The sequence below is a fragment of the Polaribacter septentrionalilitoris genome, assembly GCF_009832745.1.
GTDB lineage: Bacteria > Bacteroidota > Bacteroidia > Flavobacteriales > Flavobacteriaceae > Polaribacter > Polaribacter septentrionalilitoris.
This window is the reverse complement of sequence record NZ_VRMJ01000032.1, coordinates 71,330-98,115: the sequence shown is the minus strand read 5'-3', so window position 1 is coordinate 98,115 and position 26,786 is coordinate 71,330. Positions and strand designations below refer to the sequence as shown.

The following is a 26,786-nucleotide window of genomic DNA, read 5'->3' as shown; positions in this document are numbered from 1 at the left end:
ATAAAGATGCAAATATAGAAAAAGAAAAACCGTAATCTTTTATATGAGATTACGGTTTTTATTATGCTTCTTTCAGGATAGATTTTTGAACAATTTTAATAAAATCATTTTGTATATCTTTTCCTTTGTCTTTGTTATACCAAACCTGCAAATCTTGTTTAAATTGAGCATCTAAGCCTCCATGTTCAGTTTTATAGTCCTGTACCATTTTAGTTGCTGTAGTTGGTCTTGGCCCCCAAGTGTCAATTACATTGTTTTCGTTGTCTAATGCTATTAATTTAGGGATTGCTTTACCACCGTTTGTTAAAAATAAATTCATTAATTCTTCATTCTCATCTCTTAAGACCAATTGAAGATTTATATTTTTATTTTCTGCAGCAATTTTATTGATTACAGGTAAATTTTGAGCAGCATCACCACACCAACCTTCAGCTAAAACCAACCAAGTTTGAGATTCTTCTAAAGATTGAATTACATTAATAGTTTCTTCATATAATTTAATAGTTTTATCTAATCTTTTCATCCTTTTGTCATTCAACAAGCTGTAGTTGGTCAAAGCTTCAGATTGTTCAATTCCAGTAGCTTTTCCATCATTTAACAAGTTGCTAACTAATGCTCTATATTCTTGATATGTATAGGCGTTATCTAAACTTTTCTCTATAATTTGTTTCATGTTTTTTTAATTTGATACAAAGTTACTTTTTATGTTTTCTATATATAGTAACTATTGTTACATACTGTATAAGACGAACAAATTTAGCTTCCTTACAATATGTATTACTGATGTTTTTTTAAGTTTAGAATGATGTCTTTTGTCATCGATGCTAAATCAAATTGATGTTGCCAATTCCAATCTTCTCTGGCTTTAGAATCGTCTATAGATTGTGGCCAACTATCTGCAATTTGTTGTCTAAAATCTGGTTGGTAAGATATCTCAAAATCAGGAATGTGTTTTTTAATTTGTGTAGCAATTTCTTTAGGTGTAAAACTCATTGCAGCTAAATTGTAGCCTGTTCTTACTTTTACTTGAGACGATTTTGCCTGCATTAGTTGAATTGTTGCATCGACGGCATCATCCATATACATCATTGGCAAACGAGTGTTTTCTGATAAAAAACAAGTGTATTTTTCTTCTTTTAATGCCTTAAAATAAATGTCTACAGCATAATCTGTTGTACCACCACCTGGTTTAGATTTCCAAGAAATAATTCCTGGATAACGCAAACTTCTCACATCTACTCCATATTTATCATGGTAATAGTTACACCAAAATTCTCCAGCTAGTTTACTAATACCATAAACAGTAGAGGGTTCCATTATTGTGTTTTGAGGAGTGTTTTCTTTAGGTGTAGTTGCGCCAAATACAGCAATAGAACTTGGCCAATAAATCTGTTGAATGTGTTTTTCTTTGGCTAAACCTAAAACAGCTAACAAAGAATTCATGTTTAAATTCCAAGCTTTTTGAGGATACTGTTCTGCAGTTGCAGATAACATGGCTGCCAATAAATATACCTGAGTAATATTGTATTTTTTAATCACTTTTAAGATTTGAACTTTGTTGGTAGCATCTATAAGTTCAAAAGGACCAGAATTCATCATTTCTTCATTCCCTTCTCTAATGTCTGATGCGATAACATTTTTATTACCATAGATTTCTCTTAGCTTTTGGGTAAGTTCATTTCCAATTTGCCCACTAGCACCTAGAATTAACAATGTATCACTCATAAAAATTTAATTGCAATATTATTAGCGACAAAGGTACTTAATTTTGTTATTCTTAAAAAAGAGGATTTTAAATAAATATTTGTTAAAAAAATAGTAAAATTAAGTCGATTTGTTAGTGTTTTATTAAATTGTATAAAGCTAGAGGTAAAATGTGTATTTTTACCCAACTAATTTTTAGAATGTGAAATCAATTACCTTTTTTGTTGTTTTTTTACTTTTGTGTTCTTGTGGTAATAAACAGAATACTAACAATGATGAATCAAAAGAGACACCTAAACTAAGTGTTGTAGAAACTCATACTCCGTTGATAGCAGTAAATGAGGGTTTTACAAAAGAAATTGAAGATTGGAAAGAATTTAATGCTCTAATTTCTTTTATAAAAAAATTCGAAAAAGTTTCTCCAAGAGAAGCGTTAAGTAACGCTTTAGAATTAAATGATTTGGTTAAAAACTTAAAAGATAGTGTTGTACCAGCAATTTTTAATATTCCTTCTTTTCATGCAAGAGTAAATGTGCTTGAAAATGAAACATTACGATTGGCAGATTTAACATTAATTTCTGCAATTACTGCAGATGATGTGAATTCTCAGGTAGAGAAAACCATTGCTGCAGCATCTTCTGTAAATTCTAAAATAAACACAATATTATCCAAAAAACGTTTTGAAGACGAAATTAATTTTGATTTAGATAACATCGGAATTGATTCAACTAAAATTGATAGTCTTTCTAGAAAAACTATTGATATGAATAAGCAGAAAAAACAAGTTAAGAAGAAATATACCCCAGAAAAATAAAAATGAAATATTCATATTTAACTATAATTTCGCTAATTTTATTTACTGCTTGTGGCAACCAAACTGAAGATTCAACTCAAACTGATGTCACAATAAAAACAACAGTAAATACATTATTAAATGATTGGCATAAAGCAGCATCAGAAGCAGACTACAAAAACTATTTTGACAAAATGGATCGTGTTTCTGTATTTATAGGAACTGATGCTACTGAAAACTGGACTAAACAAGATTTTGAGAATTACAGTAAACCACATTTTGACAATGGTAAAGCTTGGGATTTTAAAGTATTAGAAAGAAATGTTTACCTAAGTGATTCAAAAAAACTGGCTTGGTTTGATGAAAATTTAGACACAAAAAGAGGAACTTTTAGAGGTTCTGGAGTGTTAGAGAAAAAAGAAAATACATGGAGAATAAAACATTACGTATTATCTCTTCCAGTTCCTAATGAAGATATGGCTGAAGTAGTTAAGATTACTAAAAAAAATGATTCTATTTTTAGAAGTAAATTTAATTAAGAATATCATTTACTGTTTTGTAAATTAACTCAGTTTCATAGCCTTTTCTGAGTAAAAAATCAATGAGTTTTTTGTTTCTTTTATATGGATTAGATTCGTTGATAACTTCGTTTCTGTTTTCTGTAATTCTGTAAATGGTAGCTATATATTCTTCTTCATCAATTTCTTTGAGTGCTGTTTTGATATTGTATGCAGAAATATCTCTAAATTTTAACTCTCTAACAATACGTTGTTTTCCCCAATGTTTAATTCTAAATTTCCCTCTGGCAAAACTTTTTGCAAACCGTTCTTCATTTAAAAAGTTGTTTTGCATTAGACTTAATAAAATCATTTCTTTCGCTTCTGGAATTAAATGATATTCTCTCATTTTTTGCTCCACTTCTTTATGACATCGATCTTGGTAGACACAATATTGCTCTAATTTTCGTTTTATTTCATCAACAGTAAAAGATGGTTTTTGTAACATGGTTTCGAAAATACAAAAAGGATTGAAATCCTAAGACTTCAATCCTTTTTAATTAAGTTTTATTAAATTGTTTTATCCAATTTCTTCAATTTGTTTGCTCATTTCTAATTGTTCTGAACTTTTAGAACCTCTTATCCACATTTTAAATTGTGTAATTAAGTAGAATAAAATTGGTACTACAACCAAAGTTAAAAAGGTTGCTACAAATAAACCATAAATAACTGTCCAAGCTAAAGGACCCCAGAAAATTACATTATCTCCACCCATGTAAATGTTAGCATCAAACTCACTAAACAAGGTAAAGAAGTTGATGTTTAAACCAATTGCTAACGGAATTAACCCTAAAATAGTAGTAATTGCCGTTAATAATACTGGACGTAAACGTGCTTTTCCTGCTTTTACCACAGCTTCAAAAAGATATTCTTTTGGTAAAAATGCTGTATCTTCTAAATCTAATTCTTCCTTTTTTCTGTCGATTAGTAATTGTGTATAATCAAGCAGTACAACTCCATTATTTACTACAATTCCTGCTAGAGAAATTATCCCCATCATCGTCATCATAATTACAAAGGATGCACCTGTAATTACAATACCTCCAAAAACTCCAATAAAGCTTAAGAAAATAGCAATCATAATAATGGCAGGTTTAGAAACCGAGTTAAACTGAAAAATCAAAATAAAGAAAATCAAAGCCAAACCTTTAAAGAAAGCACCCATTAAAAAGGTTTGTTGTTTGTTTTGCTCTTCTATCTGACCTGTATAATCAATACTGATGCTAGCTGGTTTTTCAGTAAAGTTTTTCATTTCTTCTTTAATCTGATTTACTACAGCAGCAGCATCTACATAACCAGGAGCTAATTGAGAATATACTGTAACAACACGTTTGGTGTCTTTGTGTTTTATAGCACTAAAACCAGAACTATTAGATTGTTTTGCAATTGCAGAAATTGGAACTGCTTTTATTTGCCCTGTATTGTCTCTAAACGTAATTGTTTGGTTGAATAATGCACTTTTGTTATACCTAATATCTTCATTAAAACGAACATTAATGTCATAATCATCCCCATCTTCTTTATAAATACCCGCTTTTGCTCCAAAAATAGAATTCCTTAATTGTTGTCCAACTTGTCCTGTAGCTACACCTAATTCCCCTGCTTTTTTTCGATCAACTTCTACTTTCATAGAAGGTTTGTCTTTGTTTACATCAATTTTTAATTCATCAACCCCAGGAACATTTTGTGAGTTTACAAAAGCACGCATTTTTTCTGCAGTGGCAATCAATTCCTCATAATCTTTTCCTTCTAATTCAATATTTATAGGCGCTCCTGCAGGTGGACCATTAGCATCTTTTTCAACAGAAATTAAGACTCCAGGGTAAATTCCTGTTAGGGCTTCTTGTACTTTTTGACGTAATTTTTCACTATCTAAACCACGTCTGTACTTATATTGACGCATTGAGGCAGTAATTTTACCTTTATGTGGCATTTCTGCAGCAGAACCACCATCAGTTTGTGGATTTCCAGCTCCTTCACCCACTTGAGAAACAGCACTTTCTACCATAAAGTTTTTACCATTATCCATATACAACTCTTGGTTTAAGATGCTATATACACGTTGCTCAATTTCTTTGGTAATTTTATTGGTTTCATCAATATCTGTTCCTTGTGGATATTCGATATATACCACAACTTGATTTGGTTTGTTGTCTGGGAAGAACTCAATCTTTGTTCTTTGCGACGCAACTGATGCTCCAAAACCTCCAAAAGCTGCAAATAATAAGATAAAAGTCCCGACTGTAATTGCAATTGGTTTCCATCCACTTAAAGCCGCTTTTAATGTTTTTTCATAGGTGTTTTCTAACCAAACTAATGTGTTTTTTTGAAAATAATTAGCAGCTTTTCTTAAGAATAATCTGTATACCCACAACATAATTGCAGTAAATACCATAACAGAACCTAAGCCTCTATATTCGCCTCCAACTAGTAAAATTACAATACCAAACAACCCTACAATTGCAGAAATGGTAATAATTCTTTTGATAGGCATGTCTTTATCTTCGGTGGTCATAAACTGAGAAACCAAAACAGAATTAAAGAAAATAGCCACTACTAAAGAAGAACCTAAAACTACAGATAATGTAATTGGGAAATAAATCATAAACTGCCCAAAAAGCCCAGGCCATAAACCTAATGGAACAAATGCTGCAACTGTAGTTACAGTAGAAATAATAATAGGAAAAGCAATTTCTCCAATACCTTTTTTGGCAGCTTCTACTCTAGATAGCCCTTCTTCATCCATTAAACGATATACGTTTTCTACAACCACAATTCCGTTATCAACCAACATTCCAAGCCCCATAATTAGTCCAAACAGAATCATGGTGTTTAGGGTGTAGCCAATAGCGCCTAATATCATTAAAGACATAAACATAGACATTGGAATAGCAAAACCAACAAATAGTGCGTTTTTAAACCCTAAAAAGAACATTAAAACAGTTACTACTAAGATAATTCCAAAAATAATATTGTTAACCAAATCGTCTACTTGACCAATGGTTTTGTCAGATAAATCATTGGTTATCGTTACTTCTAAATTCTTTGGGAAATACTCATCTTTGGCTTTATTTACAATAATTTTTATTTCATCTGCAGCAGCAACCATATTTTTCCCAGCACGTTTTTTTACATCTAACATAACCACTTGTTTACCATCTTTTCTGGCAAATGTGGTTTTGTCTTTTTCTTTAAAACTTACAGTTGCAACATCTTTTAAGTAAATAGAATTCCCTTTTTCAGACTTAATTACAAAGTTTTTTAAGTCTGATGGTTTATCTATTTCTCCTAAAATTCTTATGGTTCTTCTCTGTCCGCTTGCAATTAAATTACCAGCAGAAGAGGTAACATTTCCATTTTGGATGGCACCCACAATATCGTTAAAGCTTACTTGCATAGCCATCATTTTATAGATGTCTACAGCAACTTCAACCTCTCTGTCTTGCACACCTCTAATGTCTGCTTGTTTTACTTCATTTAAATCTTCTATTTCATCTTGTAAATATTCTGCAAACTCTTTTAGTTTTTGTAGCGGATAATCACCAGAAATATTAATATTTAAAAAAGGAATCTCTTCAGACATACTTAAATCAAAAGCATTTGGATCTACTTTTGCACCATTAAACGTTGGCCAATCTTCAGATGCTTTTTCAGTATCTAATTTGTCTTTTACACGTTGTTTGGCAACTTCAACATCCATGTCATCATCAAATTCTACAATAATCATAGAATAATCTTCTTGAGAAGTTGAGGTTATTTCTACAACACCACTCAATCCTTTTAACTGATCTTCAAGTGGATCTGTAATTAGTTTTTCTATATCTTCTGCAGTGTTTCCAGGATAGAGAGTGCTAATGTATATTTTGGTTTCTTTAATTTCAGGAAAATCTTCGCGAGGCATACTAAAATATGCAGAAATACCTAAAATTAGAATCAAGAAAATAGCAACATACATCGTGGTTTTATTTGAAATTGCCCACGAGGATAGTTTAAATTCTTTATCTGTTTTCTTTATTTTAGTCATTAGTCTGTGGTCTTTAGACGTTAGTCTTTGGTTTCGTTTAAATATTTTAATAAAGCTGTAATCATTTTTGATAATTAAGCTAATTTTTCTCTTAATATCAAGCTTTCATTTTCTGTAATGAAATTTTGATTATTGGTAATAGTTACACATACAACACATTCTTTAATTGAGCCTAAAGAGATTTTTGATCTACTTTTAAATCTTCAAATTTGAATTTTATTGTTTTCATAATTCTACAATCTACAGTCTAAAAACTACTGACTAATCTTAACTTCTTGCCCGTCTTTAACGGTTCTTGCACCAGCTTCAATTAATTGATCTCCTACAGAAATACCGTCTAAAATTTCGATAATATCTCCTTGTGTTTTTCCTGTTTTAACAACGGTTTGCATAGCAGTACCAATATTGTTTTTAATATTTTTTACCACGTATACATACTGTTTACCTTCAGCATTTTCCGATATAATACTTTGTGGAATTAAAATGGCTTCTGAATTTGTGTAATCGTTAATTTTTAACTTTGCTGTTAAGTTTGGTTTAATACTTCTATCTTGATTAGGCACTCCAATTTCTACTTTGAAGGTACGATTTGATGGATTTATAAAATTACCAGTTTGACGTACTTTAGTATCTATAGTTTTGCCCAAAACAGGAAATTGAATCTCTACATCTTTTCCTTTTGTAATATTGGTGATGTAGGTTTCTGGGACATCTGCCTCTATATACATGTTGCCAAGGTTTACAATTCTAAATATTTCTGAACCTGGACCTGGAGAAACTACATTACCTTGAGTTTTGATTACTTCATCAATAATACCAGAAAAAGGAGCTCTAATGGTAGATTTATCCAATTGTTTTTTTAACTGAGCCAACGTATTTTTTTGAGCTTCGTAGTTGGTTTTAGTTTGTAAAAACTGAATTTCTGAACCAATTTTCTGTTCCCATAATCTTTTCTGACGTTCGTACGTTGTTTTAGCGAGTGCAGTTGTAGCTTCTAATTGAGCAACTTGTTGCGACATTCCTCCGTCATCAATTCTTGCTAAAATTTGTCCTTTGGTTACTTTTTGTCCTTCTTTAACCAAAACACGTTCTAAAGTACCTGGCATTTCTGGATAGATTAAAACGTTTTGTTTTGTTTTTACATTTCCTTGCAATTCCAAATAATGTGTAAAAACTTCATTTTTTACATTTAAAGCAGTTACTAACGGAACTCTTTTTATAGTATCTAACTTTTCAATTTCTGTATTTAATTTTTTAATTTTTGCAGAAACATCAGAAAGCTGTTTGTCTAATTCAGATTTTTTATTTCTGATCTCTTTTAAGTTTTTTGTAGCGATAACATCATCTACAGATTGTTCTTTTTTATCTCCACAAGAAGCTAAAATAAGTGTAGTTAAAAGTGCTAAATATATTTTTTTCATGATTTTTTTATTTGATTGGTAAGTTTAGTGCGTTTTCTAATGCCGCTTTTTTAGCAATGACATCTAACATAGATTGGATGTAATTTTGTTGCTGTGAGTATAATTGATTTTGCGCTTGTAATAAATCGAAGCTCGATGAAATTCCTTCAAAAAACTTAATTCTTTGCTTTTTTTCTATGCGTTCTGCAAGACCAACATTTTTCTTTGCTGTATTGTAATTTTCAATACTTAGTTGATAGTCACTTTTTGCTTTTTTTGCTTGTAAACTTAATCTTTGTTTGGTTTCTTCTAAACGTAAATCTGCAGTTTCTAAAGCTATTTTAGCTTGGGCAGTTTTAGCAGTTCTTCCCAAACTACTAAAAATAGGAACATTTAGACTAATACCAAATAAAGATGACTGAAACCAACGTTGCTCACTTTCAAAAAATGTAAATGAGTTAGAAAAAGCTTGAGTTCCGTAATTGATAAAAGCACTTAAACTTGGTAAAGCCTTACTTTGCTCTAAACGCATCATCAATCTTTTAGATTCTCTATCGTTTTCAGCAATTTTAAAGTCGATATGATTGTCAACCTTAAAAGGAGTAGAGATTAAATTCAAATTAATATTTCCAATAGCTAAAGAATCTAAAGAATCTGTAAGAATTAATTGAGTGTTAATAGGGTTACCTAAAGCAAGGTTTAGCATTTGGTATCCAATTTCTTTCATTCTTATCACACTACTCAGTTGACTTTTTAAGTTTCCTAGTGTAATTTCTAATTGTTCAACATCTTCTTCTTCATTCAATCCGTTTTCATAAATCTTTTTGGCGTCATCATAGTTTTTCTGAAGTATTTTTATGTTTCCTTTTAGAATGGCAATGCTATTTTCTGTTACCAAAACGTTTCCGTATGCATTTACAACTGCCTCTCTGGTTAATAATTCAGTCTTTTCTTGTGCTTGATTAGAGATTTTTAAATAGGTTTTAGAAGCTTGTAAACCTACTAAGTATGACCCATCAAAAAGTAATTGACTTAGCGTCACAGACGCATTTAGGTTTTGCTTTGTGCCAAATACAAACTCTTCATCAACTCCATCACCATTAATGTCAGCAACACTAATAGGTTGTTTTAAGAAGTTTTGATAATCTACATTGGCATTTATTTGTGGTAAGCCAATTGTTGTGGTTTCCCAAACTTTTTCCTTTGCAGAAGAAATATCTTTTCTTGCAGCTCTTGTATTATAACTGTTCTCTAAAGCGTAAACTATAGCCTCGTCTAAAGAGAGTTTTAATGTTTTTTCTTGCGCATTAATCATTGCTGATAAAAAGAAAAAACAAAAAATAATTAGGTATCTTTTCATTTAAAATTGGTTGTTTTTAAGTTGTTTTTCTAATTCTAATAATCCTTTTTCGGTACAAATTCCTCTTAAATGATATTCTAAGTAGTAATTCATTAGTGTTTGCATAGAGTAATTATTTAATGGAAAAAGATCTTTATCTTTTATACCTGTAACTCCATTAAAATAGATTCGTGATATAAATTCCAAGTCGATATTTTTTCGATACAAACCAAGTTCAATTCCGCTTTTTAAATTATCTATAATACAGCCTTGCATTATATCAAATTGTTTGTGTTTTAAAGAAGTATAAATTTTTGGATAATACTTTTGCAGTTGGAATTGAGGTGAGGATTTTTCATCTTTTAAATGTTCCATAACTAACTTTTTAATAGAAAAAAGCTCTTCAATAGGATTCATTTTTGAATCTAAAATGCAATCTATACCTTTACAAATGGTGTTAAACATATATTCAGTAACTGCTGCTACTAATTCTGTTTTATTCTTAAAATACTTGTAAATCGTTTTTTTTGAAACACCTAAAGCACTAGCTATTTCATCCATAGTAACACTCTTAAAACCTAGGTTTAGAAAGAGTTCATTCGATTTTTCTAATATTTTTTTTTCCATAATTAGAGTGCAAATATATAAACGGAAACTTTAGAAACAAAAAAAGTTTCCAAAGTTTTAATGATTTTTTAACATTTGAATTATTTATTGAAATTTCTTTACATTATTTTTACAAAAAATTACAGATTTGGACATTTTACATTATCAGAAAGATTTTATAGATTATTTAGAATCAAAGAAGTGGGTACGCGAACCCAAGAATTTATATGAGCCTATTGACTATATTATAAAGTTAGGAGGAAAAAGAATGCGTCCAATTTTAACTTTGATAGGGGCAGATATTTTTTCTGATGATTATCAAAAAGCAATGCCAGCAGCTTTAGCAGTTGAGGTTTTTCATAATTTTACATTAATTCATGATGATATCATGGATGATGCTCCTCTAAGAAGAGGAAAAGAAACTGTCCATGAAAAATGGGATACTAATACAGGTATTCTTTCTGGTGATGCAATGTTGATTTTAGCATATCAGTTTTTCGAAAATTATGAACCAAGCGTATTTCAACAATTGGCAAAATTGTTTAGCAAAACAGCGTTAGAAGTTTGTGATGGTCAGCAATTAGATGTAGATTTTGAAACTAGAAATGATGTTACCATTGATGAATATATCAATATGATACGCCTAAAAACATCAGTTTTGGTGGCAGCTGCCTTAAAAATGGGTGCTATAGTTGCAGAAACTTCAGAAGAAAACGCCAACTTAATTTATGATTTTGGCTTAAACTTAGGATTAGCTTTTCAATTACAAGACGATTTCTTAGACACCTTTGGTAATCCAGAAACATTTGGAAAACAAGTAGGAGGGGACATTATAGAAAATAAAAAGACGTATTTATATCTAAAAGCCTTAGAAGTTGCAAATGATCATGATAAAGGAAAACTGAAATACTATTACAGAAAAAAGTTGAAAGACAATGTTGTTAAAATTACAGATGTAAGAAGAATGTTTGAATTAAATGGGATTCCTGATTTAATAAAGACAGAAATTAAAAATTACACTGACAAAGCTTTTGATACACTTGCTGCCATGAATATATCTGAAGAAAATAAAAAAGGCTTAAAAAACTTTGGTCTTTGGTTAATGAACAGATCTGTGTAATTATTGTTCTAAATTATTTGCAAATAATTTAAAATTAATAGTACATTTGCAGCCACATTGTTGATTTTAGAAACTTTAAGGTTTTAAAAATTAATAGGGTCCTATAGCTCAGTTGGTTAGAGCACCTGACTCATAATCAGGTGGTCCATGGTTCGAGTCCATGTGGGACCACAACATAAAACCTCAATACTTTTCCATAAAAGTATTGAGGTTTTTTTTGCTAAAGTCATATTAAGTTAAATAGAAATATGATTTTAGTACTTTTATTCAGTGGATATTTAGTTTATTAACATAATAGCCTTATATTTGCAGAAATATAAAGATTTCAAATTTTAATCTGGGGGGATATAAAATGAAGAAAAAATATTATTTAGCATTTTTATTAATGCTATTGTTTACATCTGTGTTGAGTAGTCAAGTGGTTCCACCACCTACACCACCACCACCACCACCTGGTCTGCCAATAGATGGAGGTTTATTGTTTTTGACAATAACAGGCCTTCTATATGGAATAATCAATTTTAAAGAGAAGTAAGTCTACTTACATATTTTCCAATAACATCAAACTCTAAGTTTACAGTTTCTCCAATTGTGATGTTTTTAAAAGTAGTATTTTCTATAGTATAAGGAATAATAGCTACACTAAATTCGTTCAATTTTGAGTTTACAACCGTTAAACTAACTCCATTTACAGTGATAGAGCCCTTTTCTATGGTAATATTTCTTAGTGTTGCATCATAAGTGAATGTAAAAATTGTGCTACCACTTTCTTTAATTATGTTTGTGCAAATTGCTGTTTGGTCTACATGACCCTGAACAATATGGCCATCTAAACGATCACCTAATTTCATTCCTCTTTCTAAGTTAACAGAACTAGAAACAGATAAGCTACCAATATTTGTTTTGTCTAATGTCTCTTTTATAGCTGTTACAGTATATTCATTATTATTAATGTTAACAACTGTCAAACAAACACCATTGTGAGCAACACTTTGATCAACTTTTAGTTCATTTGTGAAGCTACATTTTATAGTAAGATGAAGGTTGTCTTGTTCTTTAGTAATGTTGGTAATAGTTCCAATTGATTCTATAATTCCAGTAAACATATCAGTAAAATTTAGTTACTTTTGCAATATTCAAAAATAAGGATAATAGAAGAGTTACTATGGATAAATCTGATAAAATTATTGTTGGTATTTCAATTGGAGATTTAAATGGTATTGGAATTGAAGTGATTCTAAAAACCTTTCAAGATAAGAGAATGCTTGAGTTTTGTACACCAGTGCTATTTGGAAGCACAAAAGCTATCTCATATCATAAAAAAGCCATGCAAATAGAAGTCCCAATTCATGGAGTTACAGATATCAATCAAATCAATCACAACAAAATTAATGTCCTAAATATTTGGAAAGAGGAAGTTGTCATAGAATTAGGTAAAGCAACTAAAGAATCTGGAGCTTATGCTGCAAAATCCTTAGAAAAAGCAGTTGCTTTTTTAAACGATAAAAAAATTGATGTTTTACTAACTGCTCCAATCAATAAAGAAACAATTCAGTCAGAAAATTTTAACTTCCCTGGGCATACAGAATATCTAGAAGCTAAATTAAAAGGTGATAGTTTGATGATTTTAATGACTAATGAACTAAGAATAGGTTTAATTACAGGGCATATTCCTATATCTAAAGTAGCTGAAACCATTACTCCAGAATTAATTACATCTAAAATTGAAACGATGCATGCCTCTTTGGTTCAAGATTTTGGAATTAACAAACCTAAGATTGCAGTACTTTCTTTAAATCCTCATTGTGGAGATAAAGGTGTGATAGGTGAAGAAGATGATGTTATAATTGCGCCAACCATTCAGAAAATACAAGAATCTGGGAAGTTGGTTTTTGGGCCATATGCAGCAGATGGTTTCTTTGGTTCAGAAACTTACAAGCAGTTTGATGGTGTTTTAGCAACTTATCATGACCAAGGTTTAGCGCCGTTTAAGGCATTATCTTTTGGTAATGGAGTTAATTATACTGCAGGTTTAGATGCGGTTAGAACCTCTCCTGACCACGGAACAGCTTTTGATATTGCTGGAAAAAACATGGCAAACCCTTCGTCTTTTAAAGAAGCGCTATTTGCTGGAATACAAATTTTTAAAGCAAGAAAAGAGCATAAAGAGCTATCTAAAAATCCTTTAGTAGTTAAGTAAAATTCTTTTTTCAAGAAAAGATTGTAAAATAATAATTTTTTATATCTTTGCACGCTCAATTGATGTTTGGTAATGAAAGACTTAAAAGAATTCAACATACAGTTTGTAGGATTAAAAGAAGGAAGTCATTTATTTAAATATAAAATTGACAATACGTTCTTTGAAGCTTTTAATTTTGATGATTTTGAAGATGCATCATTAAATGTAGCTTTAAATTTTATTAAAAAAAGTACTTTGTTTGAGCTTACTTTTTCTGCCAATGGTTTTGTAAAAGTACCTTGTGATATAACAAATGAACTTTTTGATCTAGAGGTAAAAACAAACATGCCTTTAGTTGTAAAATTTGGACCAGAATTTAATGATGATAATGAGGAGATTTTAATCTTACCTCATGAAGCTTACGAATTTAATGTTGCGCAATACATATATGAAATGATTGTATTGGCAATTCCATACAAAAAAGTACATCCTAAAGTATTGGATGGTACTATGGAGTCAGAAGCATTAAATAAATTAAAAGAACTAGAAATAAAAAAAGAAAAAACTGTTGAACAAACAGACCCAAGATGGGATAAATTAAAGAATTTAATAACAGATAAAAAGACATAAAATGGCACATCCTAAAAGAAAAATATCTAAAACAAGAAGAGATAAAAGGAGAACACATTATAAAGCATCAGCGCAACAAATTGCTACAGACCCAACAACTGGAGAAGCACACTTATACCATAGAGCTCACTGGCACGAAGGTAAATTGTACTACAGAGGTCAAGTAGTATTAGAATCAGCTTCAGCTGAAGTTTAGAACAACGTAAAAACTTGTAAAAAACCCTCATTTTTGAGGGTTTTTTTGCGTTTTTGGATTAAAACTTAAGCTTTTTGATAAATTTTGCAATAAAAAGTGAAATAATTTTCACTACTTTTGACTATTCTAAATTTTAGAAATTAAACCACAATTATGGCTAAAATCACTGCAGCAATTACAGCAGTTGGGAAATATGTTCCTGAATATGTATTAACAAACAAAGAGTTAGAAACCTTTGTAGATACAAATGATGAGTGGATTACCTCAAGAACAGGCATTAAAGAAAGAAGAATTTTAAAAGGCGAAGGCTTAGGAACTTCTTTCATGGCAATTAAAGCCGCTGAAGAATTACTTCAAAAATCAAACGCTAAAGCATCAGAAATAGATTTGGTCATTGTGGCAACAGCTACACCAGATTTACCTGTTGCATCAACTGCTGCTTATGTAGCTTCAGAAATTGGAGCTGTTAATGCTTTTGCCTACGATTTACAAGCAGCTTGCTCAAGCTTTTTATACGGTATGTCTACAGCTGCAAGTTATATAGAGTCTGGTAGATACAAAAAAGTTTTGTTAATTGGAGCAGATAAAATGTCATCAATTATAGACTACAAAGACAGAGCGACTTGTATTATTTTTGGTGATGGAGCAGGAGCTGCATTGTTTGAGCCAAATAATGAAGGCTTAGGATTACAAGATGAATTTTTAAGAAGTGATGGGATAGGAAGAGATTTTTTAAGAATTGAAGCAGGTGGTTCTATAATGCCACCAACTCTAGAAACGGTTCAACAAAAAAAGCATTTCGTTTATCAAGAAGGTAGAACTGTGTTTAAATATGCGGTATCTAATATGGCTGATGTAGCAGAAAAAATGTTAACCAGAAATAATCTAAAAGAAGAAGATATTCAATGGTTGGTAGCACATCAAGCAAATAAAAGAATCATAGAAGCAACAGCTAATAGAGTAGGAGTTTCATCAGAAAAAGTAATGATGAACATTCACAAATACGGAAACACTACTTCTGCAACATTACCACTTTTGCTAGCTGATTATGAAAGTCAATTAAAAAAAGGAGATAATTTAATTTTTGCTGCCTTTGGTGGTGGTTTCACATGGGGAGCTGCTTATTTAAAGTGGGCATATAATTCATAAACTTAACAACTAAACTATAATGAGTATGGATATTAAAGAAATTCAAAATCTGATAAAATTTGTAGCAAAATCTGGCGCAAGCGAGGTAAAGTTAGAAATGGAAGATGTTAAACTTACTATTAGAACAGGTTCTGGTAAAACAGAAACTACAATTGTGCAAGCTGCTCCTATGCAAAATGTGCCACAACAAGTTGCTGCTCCAGCACAACCAGTAGCTGCACCAGCAGAACCAGCTAAAACGGAAAGTGAAAATTCTAAATATGTAACTGTAAAATCTCCAATTATTGGAACTTTTTATAGAAAACCAGCACCAGATAAACCAAACTTTGTTGATGTTGGTTCTGAAATTAGCACTGGAGATACAGTCTGTGTAATCGAAGCAATGAAATTATTTAATGAGATAGAATCTGAGGTTTCTGGTAAAATTATAAAAGTTTTAGTAGACGATTCTTCTCCAGTAGAATTTGATCAACCATTATTTTTAGTTGATCCTTCATAATATAGGGTTTAGATTTTAGAGTTCAGATTATAGATTTTCTAACTCATAACTCAAAACTCATCATTTAAAACTCTTAAATTATGTTTAAAAAAATATTAATTGCCAATAGAGGAGAAATAGCACTACGTGTTATTAGAACTTGTAGAGAAATGGGCATTAAAACTGTTGCGGTATACTCTACTGCAGATGAAGAAAGCTTACATGTTCGATTTGCAGACGAAGCAGTTTGTATTGGTCCTGCAGCAAGTTCAGAATCGTATTTGAAAATGCCTAATATTATTGCTGCTGCAGAAATTACAAATGCAGATGCAATTCATCCAGGATATGGATTTTTATCAGAAAACGCTAAATTTTCTAAATTATGTGAAGAGCATAATATCAAATTTATTGGAGCAACTGGTGAAATGATAGATCAAATGGGAGATAAAGCCAATGCAAAATCTACTATGATTGCTGCTGGTGTACCATGTGTGCCAGGGTCTGAAGGTGTTATTACCGATTTTGATGAATGTGAAAAATTAGCAGAAGAAACAGGTTACCCTGTAATGTTAAAAGCGTCTGCTGGTGGAGGTGGTAAAGGAATGCGTGCTGTTTGGAAACCCGAAGATTTAAAAGAAGCTTGGGATTCTGCAAGACAAGAATCAAAAGCTGCTTTTGGGAATGATGACATGTACATGGAAAAACTGATTGAAGAGCCAAGGCATATCGAAATTCAAATTGTAGGAGATTCTTTTGGTAAAGCATGCCACTTATCAGAAAGAGATTGTTCTGTACAAAGACGTCATCAAAAATTAACAGAAGAAACACCTTCTCCATTTATGACTGATAAATTGAGAGAAGATATGGGTAATGCAGCTGTAAAAGCTGCAGAATTTATTAAATATGAAGGGGCAGGTACAGTAGAGTTTTTAGTTGATAAACACAGAAACTTCTACTTTATGGAAATGAATACTCGTATACAAGTAGAACATCCAATTACAGAAGAAGTTGTAAATTACGACTTAATTAGAGAGCAAATTCTTGTTGCTGCAGGAGTGCCAATTTCAGGAAAAAACTACTATCCTCAAATGCATTCTATAGAGTGTAGAATTAATGCTGAAGATCCTCATAATAATTTTAGACCAGCTCCAGGAAAAATTGCAACTTTCCATGCTCCAGGTGGTCATGGAGTTAGAATAGATACTCATGTATATGCAGGGTATATGATTCCACCAAATTACGATTCTATGATTGCGAAATTAATTACTACTGCTCAAACAAGAGAAGAAGCAATTAATAAAATGAAACGTGCATTAGATGAGTTTGTAATTGAAGGAATTAAAACTACAATACCTTTCCATAGACAGTTAATGGATCATCCAGATTATGTTTCAGGAAACTATACCACTAAATTTATGGAAGATTTTAAAATGGAATCTTAAGATAAAATTTAGCTTAAAAATGAAATAGAAATAGAGAATACACTTAGTGTTCTCTATTTTTTTTATCTTTAAAGTTAAAAATAATAATATGAAAATAGATGGTATTGATAAAAAAATAATAAGGAGTTTAGTAAAAGATGCTAGAACTCCTATTTTAAGTATTGCTAGAGAAGTAGGCATCTCTGGAGCAGCAATTCATCAAAGATTACGTAAACTAGAAAAATCGAAATTAATTGATGGATACCATATGAAAATTAATCAATCATCAATTGGTTATACTACAACTTCTTTTGTAGGCATACACTTAGAGCCAACAGCGGTTTTGTCATCAATTATTAAGCGATTAAAAGAAATACCAGAAGTTGTAGAAAGCCATTACACAACTGGTAATTATTCAGTTTTTGTTAAGATTTTAAATAAAAACAATCAAGATTTGATGCGTGTTTTAGAAACCAAAATTCAACAAATAAATGGAGTTTCTAAAATTGAAACTTTTGTTTCTTTGCAACAACAAATTGATAGACAAATACATATCTAAATAAATTTAAACCAATTTATTAAACCATTTAACGAGTTTTTTAAACCGATAATCTAACATTTATTTTTGATGACTTTTTTTTTATGATTTTTACAATCCCGAAAAATGTTAACCATTAATGAAATCACTTTCTATTTTACTTATTGATGATGATGCAATTGAAAGAATAAAGTTTAAGCAGGTTTGTAAAAAAATTAAATTTAATTGCTCTATTATAGAAGCTAAGAACGGAAACGAAGCTTTAGAGTGTTTAAATAATGAGCAAAACTCTTTTCACATTGTAATATCAGATTTACAAATGCCTAAAATGAATGGTTTAGAACTGCTTAAAAAGATAAGGTATATTGAAAGATTGAAAAATATTCCTATGATTATTATGTCAAACTCTCAAGAAGATCACCATTTAAAAGAATGCTATAAATACGGAATTTCAGGTTATTTTACTAAGCCATCTAATTTTACTGAATACACAAAGAAAGTAAAAGCAGTACTTAAATACTGGAAAAGTAATGAATTACTTTCCAATTAATTATTACCTTAGAAATCTTAATTAAGACTATTTTAGATAATGGAAAATCCAAATTTAAATTATATTAAAGAACTTTCTGGAGGAGATGTAACCTTTGAAGAAAGTATTTTATCGATATTAAAGAAAGAATTTCCAGAAGAATTAGCGCTTTTTAAGAAAAATTACGAAGAAAAAAATTACGATGAATCTGCCAATAATGTTCATAAAATAAAACACAAAATTAGTATTTTAGGGATGAGAAAAAGTTTAGAATTAGCTTCTGAGTTCGAAAATGAACTAAGAACAGGTAAAACAACACTCCATAAAGATTTTTTAAATGTTCTTAATAAAATTCATGTATATTTAGGGTGTTAATTTAACCCCTTAAAGCTAATGAATTGTATAATTATAGATGACGATGCAACTGCGAGACTAATTATTAGTCAATTATGTAATAATTCTAAACAAATTTCTGTTTTAGAGGAGTTTAGTTCTGCAATAGAGGCTATTAAATACCTAAACTCTACTGATGTGGATGCAATATTTTTAGATATTCATATGCCAAGTTTTTCGGGTTTTGACTTTATTAAAACCTTAAAATCTCCACCCAAAATAGTATTAACCACTTCTGATAAAAACTTTGCTTTAGAAGCTTTTGAGTATGATTGTGTTGTTGATTATTTGGTAAAACCAATTACTAAAGAAAGATTTGAAAAATCAATTCTTAAATTAACAAACATAAAGGATACTAAAATTATAACTAAAGTAAATCCATCAAAAGACGAGTCTAGTTTTATTTACGTTAGTGTTGACAGGAGATTGGTTAAAATTAATATTCCTGATATCTTTTTTGTAGAAGCTAAAGGAGATTATATTAGTATAAAAACTGCTCAAAAAAATTACATTGTGCATTCTACACTTAAAAAAATTGAAGATAAATTGCCATCTTCTCTTTTTTTAAGAATACACCGTTCTTTTATTATCAATATTTCAGAAATAATAGATATTGAAGATAATAGTGTCTTAATTCAAAAAAGTGTTATTCCAATTAGTAGATCAAACAAAAGCGAATTGATGAAAAGACTAAATCTTTTGTAAAATTCTTTAACGAGCATATTAACCCATTTAACTTACAAAAATTACCAATCAACGAAAACCCTTTGTTTCAGCTTCTTTTAGATACTATATTTGTAGTGTAATTAAAGGGGTTTAATTATATAGTTTAGGTTAATAACAATCATAAGTTGGGGGATTTATAGATTGAATTAAAAAGAGTTGATAGTTTTATCAACTCTTTTTTGCTGTTATGGTATGTAAATAAGAACAAATTTAAAAGTGTTATTAAACCTTTCTTTTTAATATCTGTCTAAAAATGTATATCTTACTAAAGACATGAAACAAAAACATATTCAACATTTATTTTGGCGCGCAAGTTTTGGTATTAATTATAATGAATTGAATAAACTTGAAACCAAGTCAACATCAAAAGTAGTTAAAGAGCTTTTTAAAGATTCTAAAACTATAAACACGTTAAAGGTAAATCTTGATGAATTGCTAGATGTAAAGCTTAAATCTAAAAAAGAACTTAAAGAAATATACTCTGCAAAAGAATTACAAAAACTAAGAAATAAATCTCGTAAAAAAGTAAGAGAATTAAATTATGCTTGGATTGATAGATTGTCTGAAAACAAATCTGTTTTAAGAGAAAAGATGACCTTATTTTGGGCTAATGTTTTTGTGTGTAGAGATAATGATATTTTCTTTATTCAACAATATAACAACGTTTTAAGGCAACATGCATTAGGAGATTTTAGAGCTTTTGTAAAAGCGATAGCTATGGAGCCATCTATGAGTAAATATCTAAACAACAGGCAAAATGTAAAAAGAAAACCTAATGAGAATTTTGCAAGAGAATTAATGGAACTTTTTACTTTAGGGATAGGTAATTATACAGAGCAAGATATTAAAGAATCTGCTAGAGCTTTTACAGGTTGGTCTTTTAAAAGAAATGGAGCTTTTTTTCTAAGAAAAAAACACCATGATTACAATCAAAAAACATTCTTTGGAAAAACAGGAAATTTTAATGGAGATGAAATAATCGATATCATTTTAGACCAAAAGCAATGTGCAAGATTTATTTGTTCAAAAATTTATCAATATTTTGTAAACCCAAGAATAAACAAAAGTAGGTTAGAAGAAATTACAACAGTTTTTTATAAAGATTATAACATTAGTAATGTAATGCAATACATTTTTACTTCTAAGTGGTTTTATGATGATGAAAATATAGGAGTAAAAATAAAATCTCCTATAGAATTGCTGGTAGGTATCAACAAAACAGTACCTGTTAAATTCAATAAAAAAAGGCAGTTGAATTATCTACAAAAAATGATGGGGCAACAATTATTATACCCAGAAAATGTTGCGGGTTGGAAAGGTGGTAAAAGTTGGATAGATTCTAATACCTTAATGTTTAGAATGAAATTAGCCTCATTAATTTTAAATAATGCCATCATCAATTTAGAAGAAAAAGGTGACTTTGAAGATACATTTGAAATGTATTACAAAAAAGCAAAAAAAAGAAATAGGTTTATAAAGACGACTAAAAATTGGGAATATTTTGATGCTATTTATAGCAATATTTCATCAAAAGAATTAACAGAAACTATAGTTGTTTCTAAGCTTGATAAGGATACAGAAAACTTTTTAAATAATCTCGATATTACATCCAATAGAGATTTTTGTGTTCAATTAATGTCTATACCAGAATACCAACTTTGTTAAACTTATAAACATGAAAAGAAGAGATTTTTTAAAGCAAAGTACTTTAGCAAGTAGCCTGTTTTTTGTGCCAAATTTTGTAAAAGCATTTGAGAATGTTACTAAAAACACATTTCAACATAAAAAATTAGTTATCATTCAGTTGGCTGGTGGTAATGATGGTTTAAACACAATTATTCCTTATACAAATGATATTTATTACAAAAGTAGACCTCAGCTTTCTATCAAAAAAAATAAACTAATTAAAGTCACAGATGAATTAGGTTTTCATCAATCTTTATCACCATTAAAGAATTTATATGACCAAGGATATTTGTCTATAATTAATAATGTAGGGTATCCTAATCCAAATAGATCTCATTTTAGATCTACAGATATTTGGCAAACCGCAAGTGATGCTAATGAATATATGAGTTCTGGTTGGGTTGGAAGATATATCGAAAAATACGGTAAAAATCCCTATTCAGGAATTGAATTAGATGATAGTTTATCATTGATTATGAAAGGAGAAAACATCAATGGGATTGCTACCAAAAATCCGAATGTGTTATTTGCAAATACAAATACTCCGTTTTTTGGAAAATTGTTAAATAAACAAACAGACGAACATCTGAGTGAACATAATTTAGGGTATTTATACAAAACAATGATTGAAGCAAAATCATCAGCAAAATATATTTATCAAACTTCTAAAACGTATAAGAGTAAATTAGAATATCCTAAGAATCCTTTTGGAGGCCAATTAAAAACTACAGCAGAATTTATAAACTCTAATTTAGAAAGTAAAGTGTATTATGTTTCTATGGGAGGATTTGATACGCATGCCAATCAAGTTAATAGGCAGAGTAATCTTTTAAAAACCTATAGTGAATCTATAGAAGTTTTTGTAAACGATTTAAAAAAGAACGATACTTTTAAAGATACATTAATACTAACTTTTTCTGAATTTGGTAGAAGAGTTCAGCAAAATGCAGCAGCAGGAACAGACCATGGAGCGGCTAATAATGTATTTTTGATTGGTGAAAATTTAAACAAAAAAGGGTTTTATAATGATGCTCCTAATTTGATGAATTTAGACCAAAATAAAGACATTATTCACACTGTTGATTTTAGAGAAATTTATGCTACTATATTAGACAAATGGTTAGAAGTAGATCATCATTCTATAATTAGTAAAAAGTTTAGTACATTAAACTTTATTTAATTCATCATATTTTTGTCATACAACAAAAAAACCGTAACAAATAAATGTTACGGTTTTTGTACTGAAGATGGGACTTGAACCCATACGGGCATTACTGCCCACTGGATTTTAAGTCCAGCGTGTCTACCAATTCCACCACTTCAGCATTGGTATTATGTATTGTAGAGCGAAAGACGGGATTTGAACCCGCGACCCTCACCTTGGCAAGGTGATGCTCTACCCCTGAGCTACTTTCGCAGTCATTATTTTATGAACTTTTGCCTAAAATTATAGATGTATAATTAAGAGCGGTGCAAATATAGTAAGTTTTGTTTATGTGACAAATACTTTTATGTTTTTTTTAGCGATTTTTTACCCTTAAAAAGCAATCAACTGATTCTTAGGAGGCAATAAAAAATAAAAGCATCTAACCATAGATGCTTTTATTTTTAATGTGTATAAGTAATCAATTATTCTTATTACTTAGCTGCTGCATATCTTTTTTCAACTTCATTCCAGTTGATTACTTTAAAGAAAGCATCAATATAATCTGGTCTTCTATTTTGATAGTTTAAGTAATAAGCGTGTTCCCAAACGTCTAACCCTAAAATAGGAGTTCCACCGCAAGTAACACCTGGCATTAATGGATTATCTTGATTTGGAGTAGAACAAACTTCCACTTTTCCTCCAGGTAACACACATAACCAAGCCCAACCAGAACCAAACTGCGTAGCTGCTGCTTTAGAAAAAGCATCAATAAAAGCATCTTTAGAACCAAACTCAGCCTCAATAGCATCTTTTAATTCTCCAGATAAATATCCTCTATCTTCTGGGTTCATTACGGTCCAAAATAATGAGTGATTGTAAAACCCACCTCCATTATTTCTAACAGCACCATTACTCATATCTAAATTAGTTAGAATATCTTCTATAGATTTTCCGTCTAAGTCAGTTCCTTCAATAGCTGCATTTAATTTTGTTGTGTATCCGTTGTGATGTTTTGTATGGTGAATCTCCATAGTTCTTGCATCTATATGTGGTTCTAACGCGTCATAAGCGTATCCTAATTCTGGTAATTGAAAAGCCATTTTTTATGTTTTAATTGTTAAAATAATATTGTTGACGTAAAATTAGAAAATATGAAACAGTTAAACAAAATATTATACTTTTGTTAACTTATAATACTATAAGGAAGATTTATTCCCCATATTTTTTCATAAACTCTTCTAGTTTATTCACCATGTTTTTACTTCCACAAATAAAAGGGACTCTTTGATGCAATTCAGTTGGCTCTACATCCATTGTTCTAACATATCCATCAGAGGATTTTCCATTAGCCTGTTCAGCTAAAAAAGCCATTGGGTTACATTCGTATAACAAGCGTAATTTTCCATTCGGATTTCTTGATCCTTTAGGGTACATATATATACCACCCTTAATCATATTTCTATGAAAATCAGAAACTAAAGACCCAATGTATCTACTTGTATAAGGTCTTTCTCCTTCTTCTTCTTGGCAATATTTGATATATTTTTTTATTCCTTCTGGGAAATCAAAATAATTTCCTTCGTTTACAGAGTAAATATTTCCATCTTCTGGAAACTGCATGTTTGGATGCGATAAGTAGAAAGATCCAATTGCTGGGTTTAATGTAAATCCGTTAACACCATCTCCTGTAGTGTATACTAACATTGTAGAGGTTCCGTAAACCACATAACCAGCAGCAACTTGTTCGCTTCCTTTTTGTAAAAAATCTTCTAATTGTACAGGGGTACCAACAGGGGTAACACGTCTATATATAGAAAAGATAGTACCTACAGATACATTTACATCGATATTTGAAGAACCATCTAAGGGATCTATTAGCACTACGTATTTATTTTGATGATTTTCATCAATACTATTAATAGTAATAAAGCTGTCTTCTTCTTCACTGGCTATACCACAAACAATATTTCTTCTTGTTAAAGTCTGAATAAATTTGTCATTAGCATAAACATCTAATTTTTGCTGATCTTCTCCTTGAATATTAGTGTCTCCAAATGCCCCAATAATATCAACCAAACCAGCTTTGTTTACTTCATGGTTAACCACTTTTGCTGCCAAACGGATAGAATTTAAAAGACTAGAAAGTTCTCCTGAACTGTATTTAAATGCATGTTGATGTTCAATAATAAATTCGCCTAAGGTTTGTTTTTTTTCTGTCATATTTGGTAGATGTTAATATTTTAAACAAATATCTATAATTTTTAATTATTCACTATCCTTTTCTATCTGTTTTCCATAAATAAACAACTTTTTTCTCAGAATTTTTAACAAATCAAAAATAAGTGTTCAAAATATTTAAATATTTTTGGTCGATATCAAAACAACTATCTTTGGCAAAAATTTAAAGAAATGGATTTTTTAATACGATTAGGACAAGAAAAAGACATGCAGGCTGTGTTAGATTTAATTACAGAATTGGCAATTTTTGAAAAAGAACCGGATGCAGTAAAAATAACCGTAGATGATTTGATAAAGGATGGATTTTCAGAGAACCCTAAGTTTAAAGTTTTTGTTGCAGAACAAGAAAACAACATCATTGGTATAGCATTGTTTTATGAGCGTTATTCTACCTGGAAAGGAAGAACCATTCATTTAGAAGATTTAATTGTTACTCAAGAAAAGCAAAAAATAGGAGCAGGTAAAGCCCTATATACTGCCGTTTTAAAATATGCTTACGATAACAATTACAACAGAGTTGCATGGGAGGTAATTGATTGGAATACTAATGCCATCAACTTTTATAAAAGTACTGGTGCAACCTATTTAAACGACTGGTCTGTGGTACAAATGAATAAAGAGAATTTAGCAAAATTTATAGAAAATAGTTAAAATGAAAATTTTCAAATTTGGAGGAGCATCTGTTAAAGATGCAGCAAGTGTAAAAAATGTAACTCAAATTTTACAAAGCGAAGGAACAGAAAATACAGTAGTTGTAATTTCTGCAATGGGAAAAATTACCAATGCTTTTGAAGAAGTAATTGATGCCTATTACAATAAGACAGATGAGCTGCCAGAAAAACTTGGAGTAATAGAAGATTTTCATAAAGAAATAATGCATGGGTTGTTTGAGAAGAACGATGAAATTTACAGAGAAATAGAAATTCTTTTAGGTGAATTGAGTTGGTTTTTGGCAAGAAATACCTCTAGAAGGTTCAATTATGTATACGATCAAATCATTTGTTTTGGAGAGTTGTTATCTACTAAAATTATTAGTGCTTACTTAACTAAAATTGGAGTAGAGAACAATTGGTTTGATGTAAGAAACTACATTAAAACAGATAGTAATTATAGAGATGCAAAAGTAGATTGGGAGTTGACACAATCTATTATTTCAGAAAGATTAGATGCCTCTAAATTAAACATTACTCAAGGTTTTATTGCAGCTAATGATACAGAAAATACAACCACTTTAGGTAGAGAAGGTTCAGATTATACAGCAGGAATTTTTGCCTATTGTTTAGGTGCAGAAAGTGTTACTATTTGGAAAGATGTACCTGGTGTTTTAAATGCAGACCCAAGAGTTTTTTCTGAGACCACTTTGTTAGAGCAAATCTCTTATGAAGAAGCTATAGAAATGGCATTTTACGGAGCCTCTGTAATTCACCCAAAAACATTACAACCACTAGAGAGAAAAGAGATTCCTTTATTAGTGCGTTCTTTTGTAAATCCAAAAGAAACAGGATCAAAAGTAACGAAAGGAGCAAGATTAGTACCTTATATACCATGTTTTATCGTAAAGAAAAATCAGATTTTAGTATCAATTTCTGCATTAGACTTTTCTTTTATGGTAGAGAATAATATCAGTTATATTTTTCAGAAATTACATGATTATCAGTTAAAAGTAAACCTTATTCAGAATTCAGCAATAAGTTTTTCGGTTTGTATCGATAACAAATTCAATAAATTTGATGCTTTTTACGAAGAGTTAAAAACACAGTTTAAGATTGATGTGCAAAAAGGGATAGACTTATACACTGTTCGTCATTTTGATGATAATGCAATTGCAGCAATAGAAGCAAAAGGAAATTCTTTGTTAACTCAAATTAATAAAGAAACTTCACAAATTGTGGTAGCCCCAAATTAAAAAGATTTGTTTCAAATTTTTTAGTAA

At 30.3% G+C, this 26,786-nt stretch carries 27 protein-coding genes and 3 tRNA genes; 18 read left to right on the top strand and 12 right to left on the bottom strand.

Annotated elements, in window-relative coordinates:
- Positions 1-61: 61 nt before the first annotated feature.
- Both FP421_RS07290 and FP421_RS07285 read right to left on the bottom strand, forming a co-directional pair.
- Positions 62-673, bottom strand: coding sequence for a thioredoxin family protein (locus FP421_RS07290; protein WP_159949121.1), 612 nt, complete (start codon positions 671-673; stop codon positions 62-64).
- Positions 674-777: 104 nt separating this feature from the next.
- A complete protein-coding gene (locus tag FP421_RS07285) occupies positions 778-1,725 on the bottom strand; it encodes an NAD-dependent epimerase/dehydratase family protein (RefSeq protein WP_159949119.1) in 948 nt (315 codons plus the stop codon).
- A 181-nt stretch (positions 1,726-1,906) separates the two neighbouring features.
- On the opposite strand from FP421_RS07285, the gene FP421_RS07280 reads away from it, so the two are divergent.
- Positions 1,907-2,518 (top strand): hypothetical protein, encoded by a 612-nt coding sequence (locus FP421_RS07280; RefSeq protein WP_159949117.1) that lies wholly within the window; start codon positions 1,907-1,909, stop codon positions 2,516-2,518.
- A gap of 2 nt (positions 2,519-2,520) precedes the next feature.
- On the top strand, positions 2,521-3,036 hold the full coding sequence (locus FP421_RS07275) for a nuclear transport factor 2 family protein (RefSeq protein WP_159949115.1): 516 nt from the start codon (positions 2,521-2,523) through the stop codon (positions 3,034-3,036).
- Here the strand turns inward: FP421_RS07275 and FP421_RS07270 are convergent.
- The 5 genes from FP421_RS07270 to FP421_RS07250 all read right to left on the bottom strand — a co-directional run bounded on the left by FP421_RS07270 (position 3,029) and on the right by FP421_RS07250 (position 10,444).
- Positions 3,029-3,502, bottom strand: a complete 474-nt coding sequence (locus tag FP421_RS07270; RefSeq protein WP_236548069.1) for a regulatory protein RecX — start codon at positions 3,500-3,502, stop codon at positions 3,029-3,031. The two genes, FP421_RS07275 and FP421_RS07270, sit on opposite strands and share 8 nt — an antisense overlap.
- Positions 3,503-3,574: 72 nt before the next feature.
- On the bottom strand, positions 3,575-7,078 hold the full coding sequence (locus FP421_RS07265) for an efflux RND transporter permease subunit (protein WP_159949113.1): 3,504 nt from the start codon (positions 7,076-7,078) through the stop codon (positions 3,575-3,577).
- Positions 7,079-7,332: 254 nt separating this feature from the next.
- Complete coding sequence (locus tag FP421_RS07260; protein WP_159949111.1) at positions 7,333-8,499, bottom strand: efflux RND transporter periplasmic adaptor subunit; 1,167 nt, start codon at positions 8,497-8,499, stop codon at positions 7,333-7,335.
- A gap of 7 nt (positions 8,500-8,506) precedes the next feature.
- Positions 8,507-9,838 carry a TolC family protein gene (locus FP421_RS07255; protein ID WP_159949109.1) on the bottom strand — a complete coding sequence of 444 codons (1,332 nt, stop codon included), beginning with the start codon at positions 9,836-9,838 and terminating at the stop codon, positions 8,507-8,509.
- Positions 9,839-10,444, bottom strand: coding sequence for a TetR/AcrR family transcriptional regulator (locus FP421_RS07250; protein ID WP_159949107.1), 606 nt, complete (start codon positions 10,442-10,444; stop codon positions 9,839-9,841).
- Between the two features lie 127 nt (positions 10,445-10,571).
- On the opposite strand from FP421_RS07250, the gene FP421_RS07245 reads away from it, so the two are divergent.
- Both FP421_RS07245 and FP421_RS07240 read left to right on the top strand, forming a co-directional pair.
- Positions 10,572-11,543 (top strand): polyprenyl synthetase family protein, encoded by a 972-nt coding sequence (locus FP421_RS07245; protein WP_159949105.1) that lies wholly within the window; start codon positions 10,572-10,574, stop codon positions 11,541-11,543.
- Between the two features lie 97 nt (positions 11,544-11,640).
- Positions 11,641-11,714: transfer RNA gene (locus FP421_RS07240), tRNA-Ile, on the top strand.
- 350 nt (positions 11,715-12,064) lie between these two features.
- Here the strand turns inward: FP421_RS07240 and FP421_RS07235 are convergent.
- Positions 12,065-12,649, bottom strand: a complete 585-nt coding sequence (locus FP421_RS07235) for a riboflavin synthase (protein ID WP_159949103.1) — start codon at positions 12,647-12,649, stop codon at positions 12,065-12,067.
- A 59-nt stretch (positions 12,650-12,708) separates the two neighbouring features.
- Between FP421_RS07235 and pdxA the strand changes: the two genes are divergently transcribed.
- The 12 genes from pdxA to FP421_RS07175 all read left to right on the top strand — a co-directional run bounded on the left by pdxA (position 12,709) and on the right by FP421_RS07175 (position 22,648).
- Positions 12,709-13,743, top strand: coding sequence for a 4-hydroxythreonine-4-phosphate dehydrogenase PdxA (gene pdxA / locus FP421_RS07230; protein ID WP_159949101.1), 1,035 nt, complete (start codon positions 12,709-12,711; stop codon positions 13,741-13,743).
- Positions 13,744-13,815: 72 nt separating this feature from the next.
- Complete coding sequence (locus FP421_RS07225; RefSeq protein WP_159949099.1) at positions 13,816-14,352, top strand: YceD family protein; 537 nt, start codon at positions 13,816-13,818, stop codon at positions 14,350-14,352.
- 1 nt (position 14,353) lies between these two features.
- On the top strand, positions 14,354-14,548 hold the full coding sequence (rpmF, locus tag FP421_RS07220) for a 50S ribosomal protein L32 (RefSeq protein WP_159949097.1): 195 nt from the start codon (positions 14,354-14,356) through the stop codon (positions 14,546-14,548).
- A gap of 153 nt (positions 14,549-14,701) precedes the next feature.
- Entirely contained in the window at positions 14,702-15,697 is a 996-nt protein-coding gene (locus tag FP421_RS07215; protein ID WP_159949095.1) for a beta-ketoacyl-ACP synthase III, read from the top strand.
- Between the two features lie 25 nt (positions 15,698-15,722).
- On the top strand, positions 15,723-16,196 hold the full coding sequence (gene accB / locus FP421_RS07210; RefSeq protein WP_159949093.1) for an acetyl-CoA carboxylase biotin carboxyl carrier protein: 474 nt from the start codon (positions 15,723-15,725) through the stop codon (positions 16,194-16,196).
- An 80-nt stretch (positions 16,197-16,276) separates the two neighbouring features.
- A complete protein-coding gene (gene accC, locus FP421_RS07205; protein ID WP_159949091.1) occupies positions 16,277-17,617 on the top strand; it encodes an acetyl-CoA carboxylase biotin carboxylase subunit in 1,341 nt (446 codons plus the stop codon).
- 88 nt (positions 17,618-17,705) lie between these two features.
- Positions 17,706-18,155 carry an Lrp/AsnC family transcriptional regulator gene (locus tag FP421_RS07200; protein ID WP_159949089.1) on the top strand — a complete coding sequence of 150 codons (450 nt, stop codon included), beginning with the start codon at positions 17,706-17,708 and terminating at the stop codon, positions 18,153-18,155.
- Between the two features lie 118 nt (positions 18,156-18,273).
- A complete protein-coding gene (locus FP421_RS07195; RefSeq protein WP_159949087.1) occupies positions 18,274-18,684 on the top strand; it encodes a response regulator in 411 nt (136 codons plus the stop codon).
- Positions 18,685-18,723: 39 nt separating this feature from the next.
- Positions 18,724-19,038: an Hpt domain-containing protein gene (locus FP421_RS07190; RefSeq protein WP_236548068.1), complete on the top strand. Its 315-nt coding sequence runs from the start codon at positions 18,724-18,726 to the stop codon at positions 19,036-19,038.
- 18 nt (positions 19,039-19,056) lie between these two features.
- Positions 19,057-19,761 carry a LytR/AlgR family response regulator transcription factor gene (locus FP421_RS07185; RefSeq protein WP_159949085.1) on the top strand — a complete coding sequence of 235 codons (705 nt, stop codon included), beginning with the start codon at positions 19,057-19,059 and terminating at the stop codon, positions 19,759-19,761.
- Between the two features lie 294 nt (positions 19,762-20,055).
- Complete coding sequence (locus tag FP421_RS07180; protein WP_159949083.1) at positions 20,056-21,447, top strand: DUF1800 domain-containing protein; 1,392 nt, start codon at positions 20,056-20,058, stop codon at positions 21,445-21,447.
- A gap of 10 nt (positions 21,448-21,457) precedes the next feature.
- The gene (locus FP421_RS07175; RefSeq protein WP_159949081.1) at positions 21,458-22,648 is read left to right on the top strand and encodes a DUF1501 domain-containing protein; all 1,191 of its coding nucleotides are present in this window, start codon (positions 21,458-21,460) and stop codon (positions 22,646-22,648) included.
- 59 nt (positions 22,649-22,707) lie between these two features.
- Here the strand turns inward: FP421_RS07175 and FP421_RS07170 are convergent.
- The 4 genes from FP421_RS07170 to fbp form a co-directional block, all read right to left on the bottom strand.
- Positions 22,708-22,793 (bottom strand) — tRNA-Leu (locus tag FP421_RS07170).
- A 20-nt stretch (positions 22,794-22,813) separates the two neighbouring features.
- Positions 22,814-22,885 (bottom strand) — tRNA-Gly (locus FP421_RS07165).
- 221 nt (positions 22,886-23,106) lie between these two features.
- The gene (locus FP421_RS07160) at positions 23,107-23,715 is read right to left on the bottom strand and encodes a superoxide dismutase (RefSeq protein ID WP_159949079.1); all 609 of its coding nucleotides are present in this window, start codon (positions 23,713-23,715) and stop codon (positions 23,107-23,109) included.
- Between the two features lie 109 nt (positions 23,716-23,824).
- The gene (fbp, locus tag FP421_RS07155) at positions 23,825-24,835 is read right to left on the bottom strand and encodes a class 1 fructose-bisphosphatase (protein ID WP_159949077.1); all 1,011 of its coding nucleotides are present in this window, start codon (positions 24,833-24,835) and stop codon (positions 23,825-23,827) included.
- A 189-nt stretch (positions 24,836-25,024) separates the two neighbouring features.
- Between fbp and FP421_RS07150 the strand changes: the two genes are divergently transcribed.
- Both FP421_RS07150 and FP421_RS07145 read left to right on the top strand, forming a co-directional pair.
- Positions 25,025-25,504 (top strand): GNAT family N-acetyltransferase, encoded by a 480-nt coding sequence (locus tag FP421_RS07150; protein ID WP_159949075.1) that lies wholly within the window; start codon positions 25,025-25,027, stop codon positions 25,502-25,504.
- A gap of 1 nt (position 25,505) precedes the next feature.
- Entirely contained in the window at positions 25,506-26,759 is a 1,254-nt protein-coding gene (locus FP421_RS07145) for an aspartate kinase (protein ID WP_159949073.1), read from the top strand.
- Positions 26,760-26,786 lie beyond the last annotated feature (27 nt).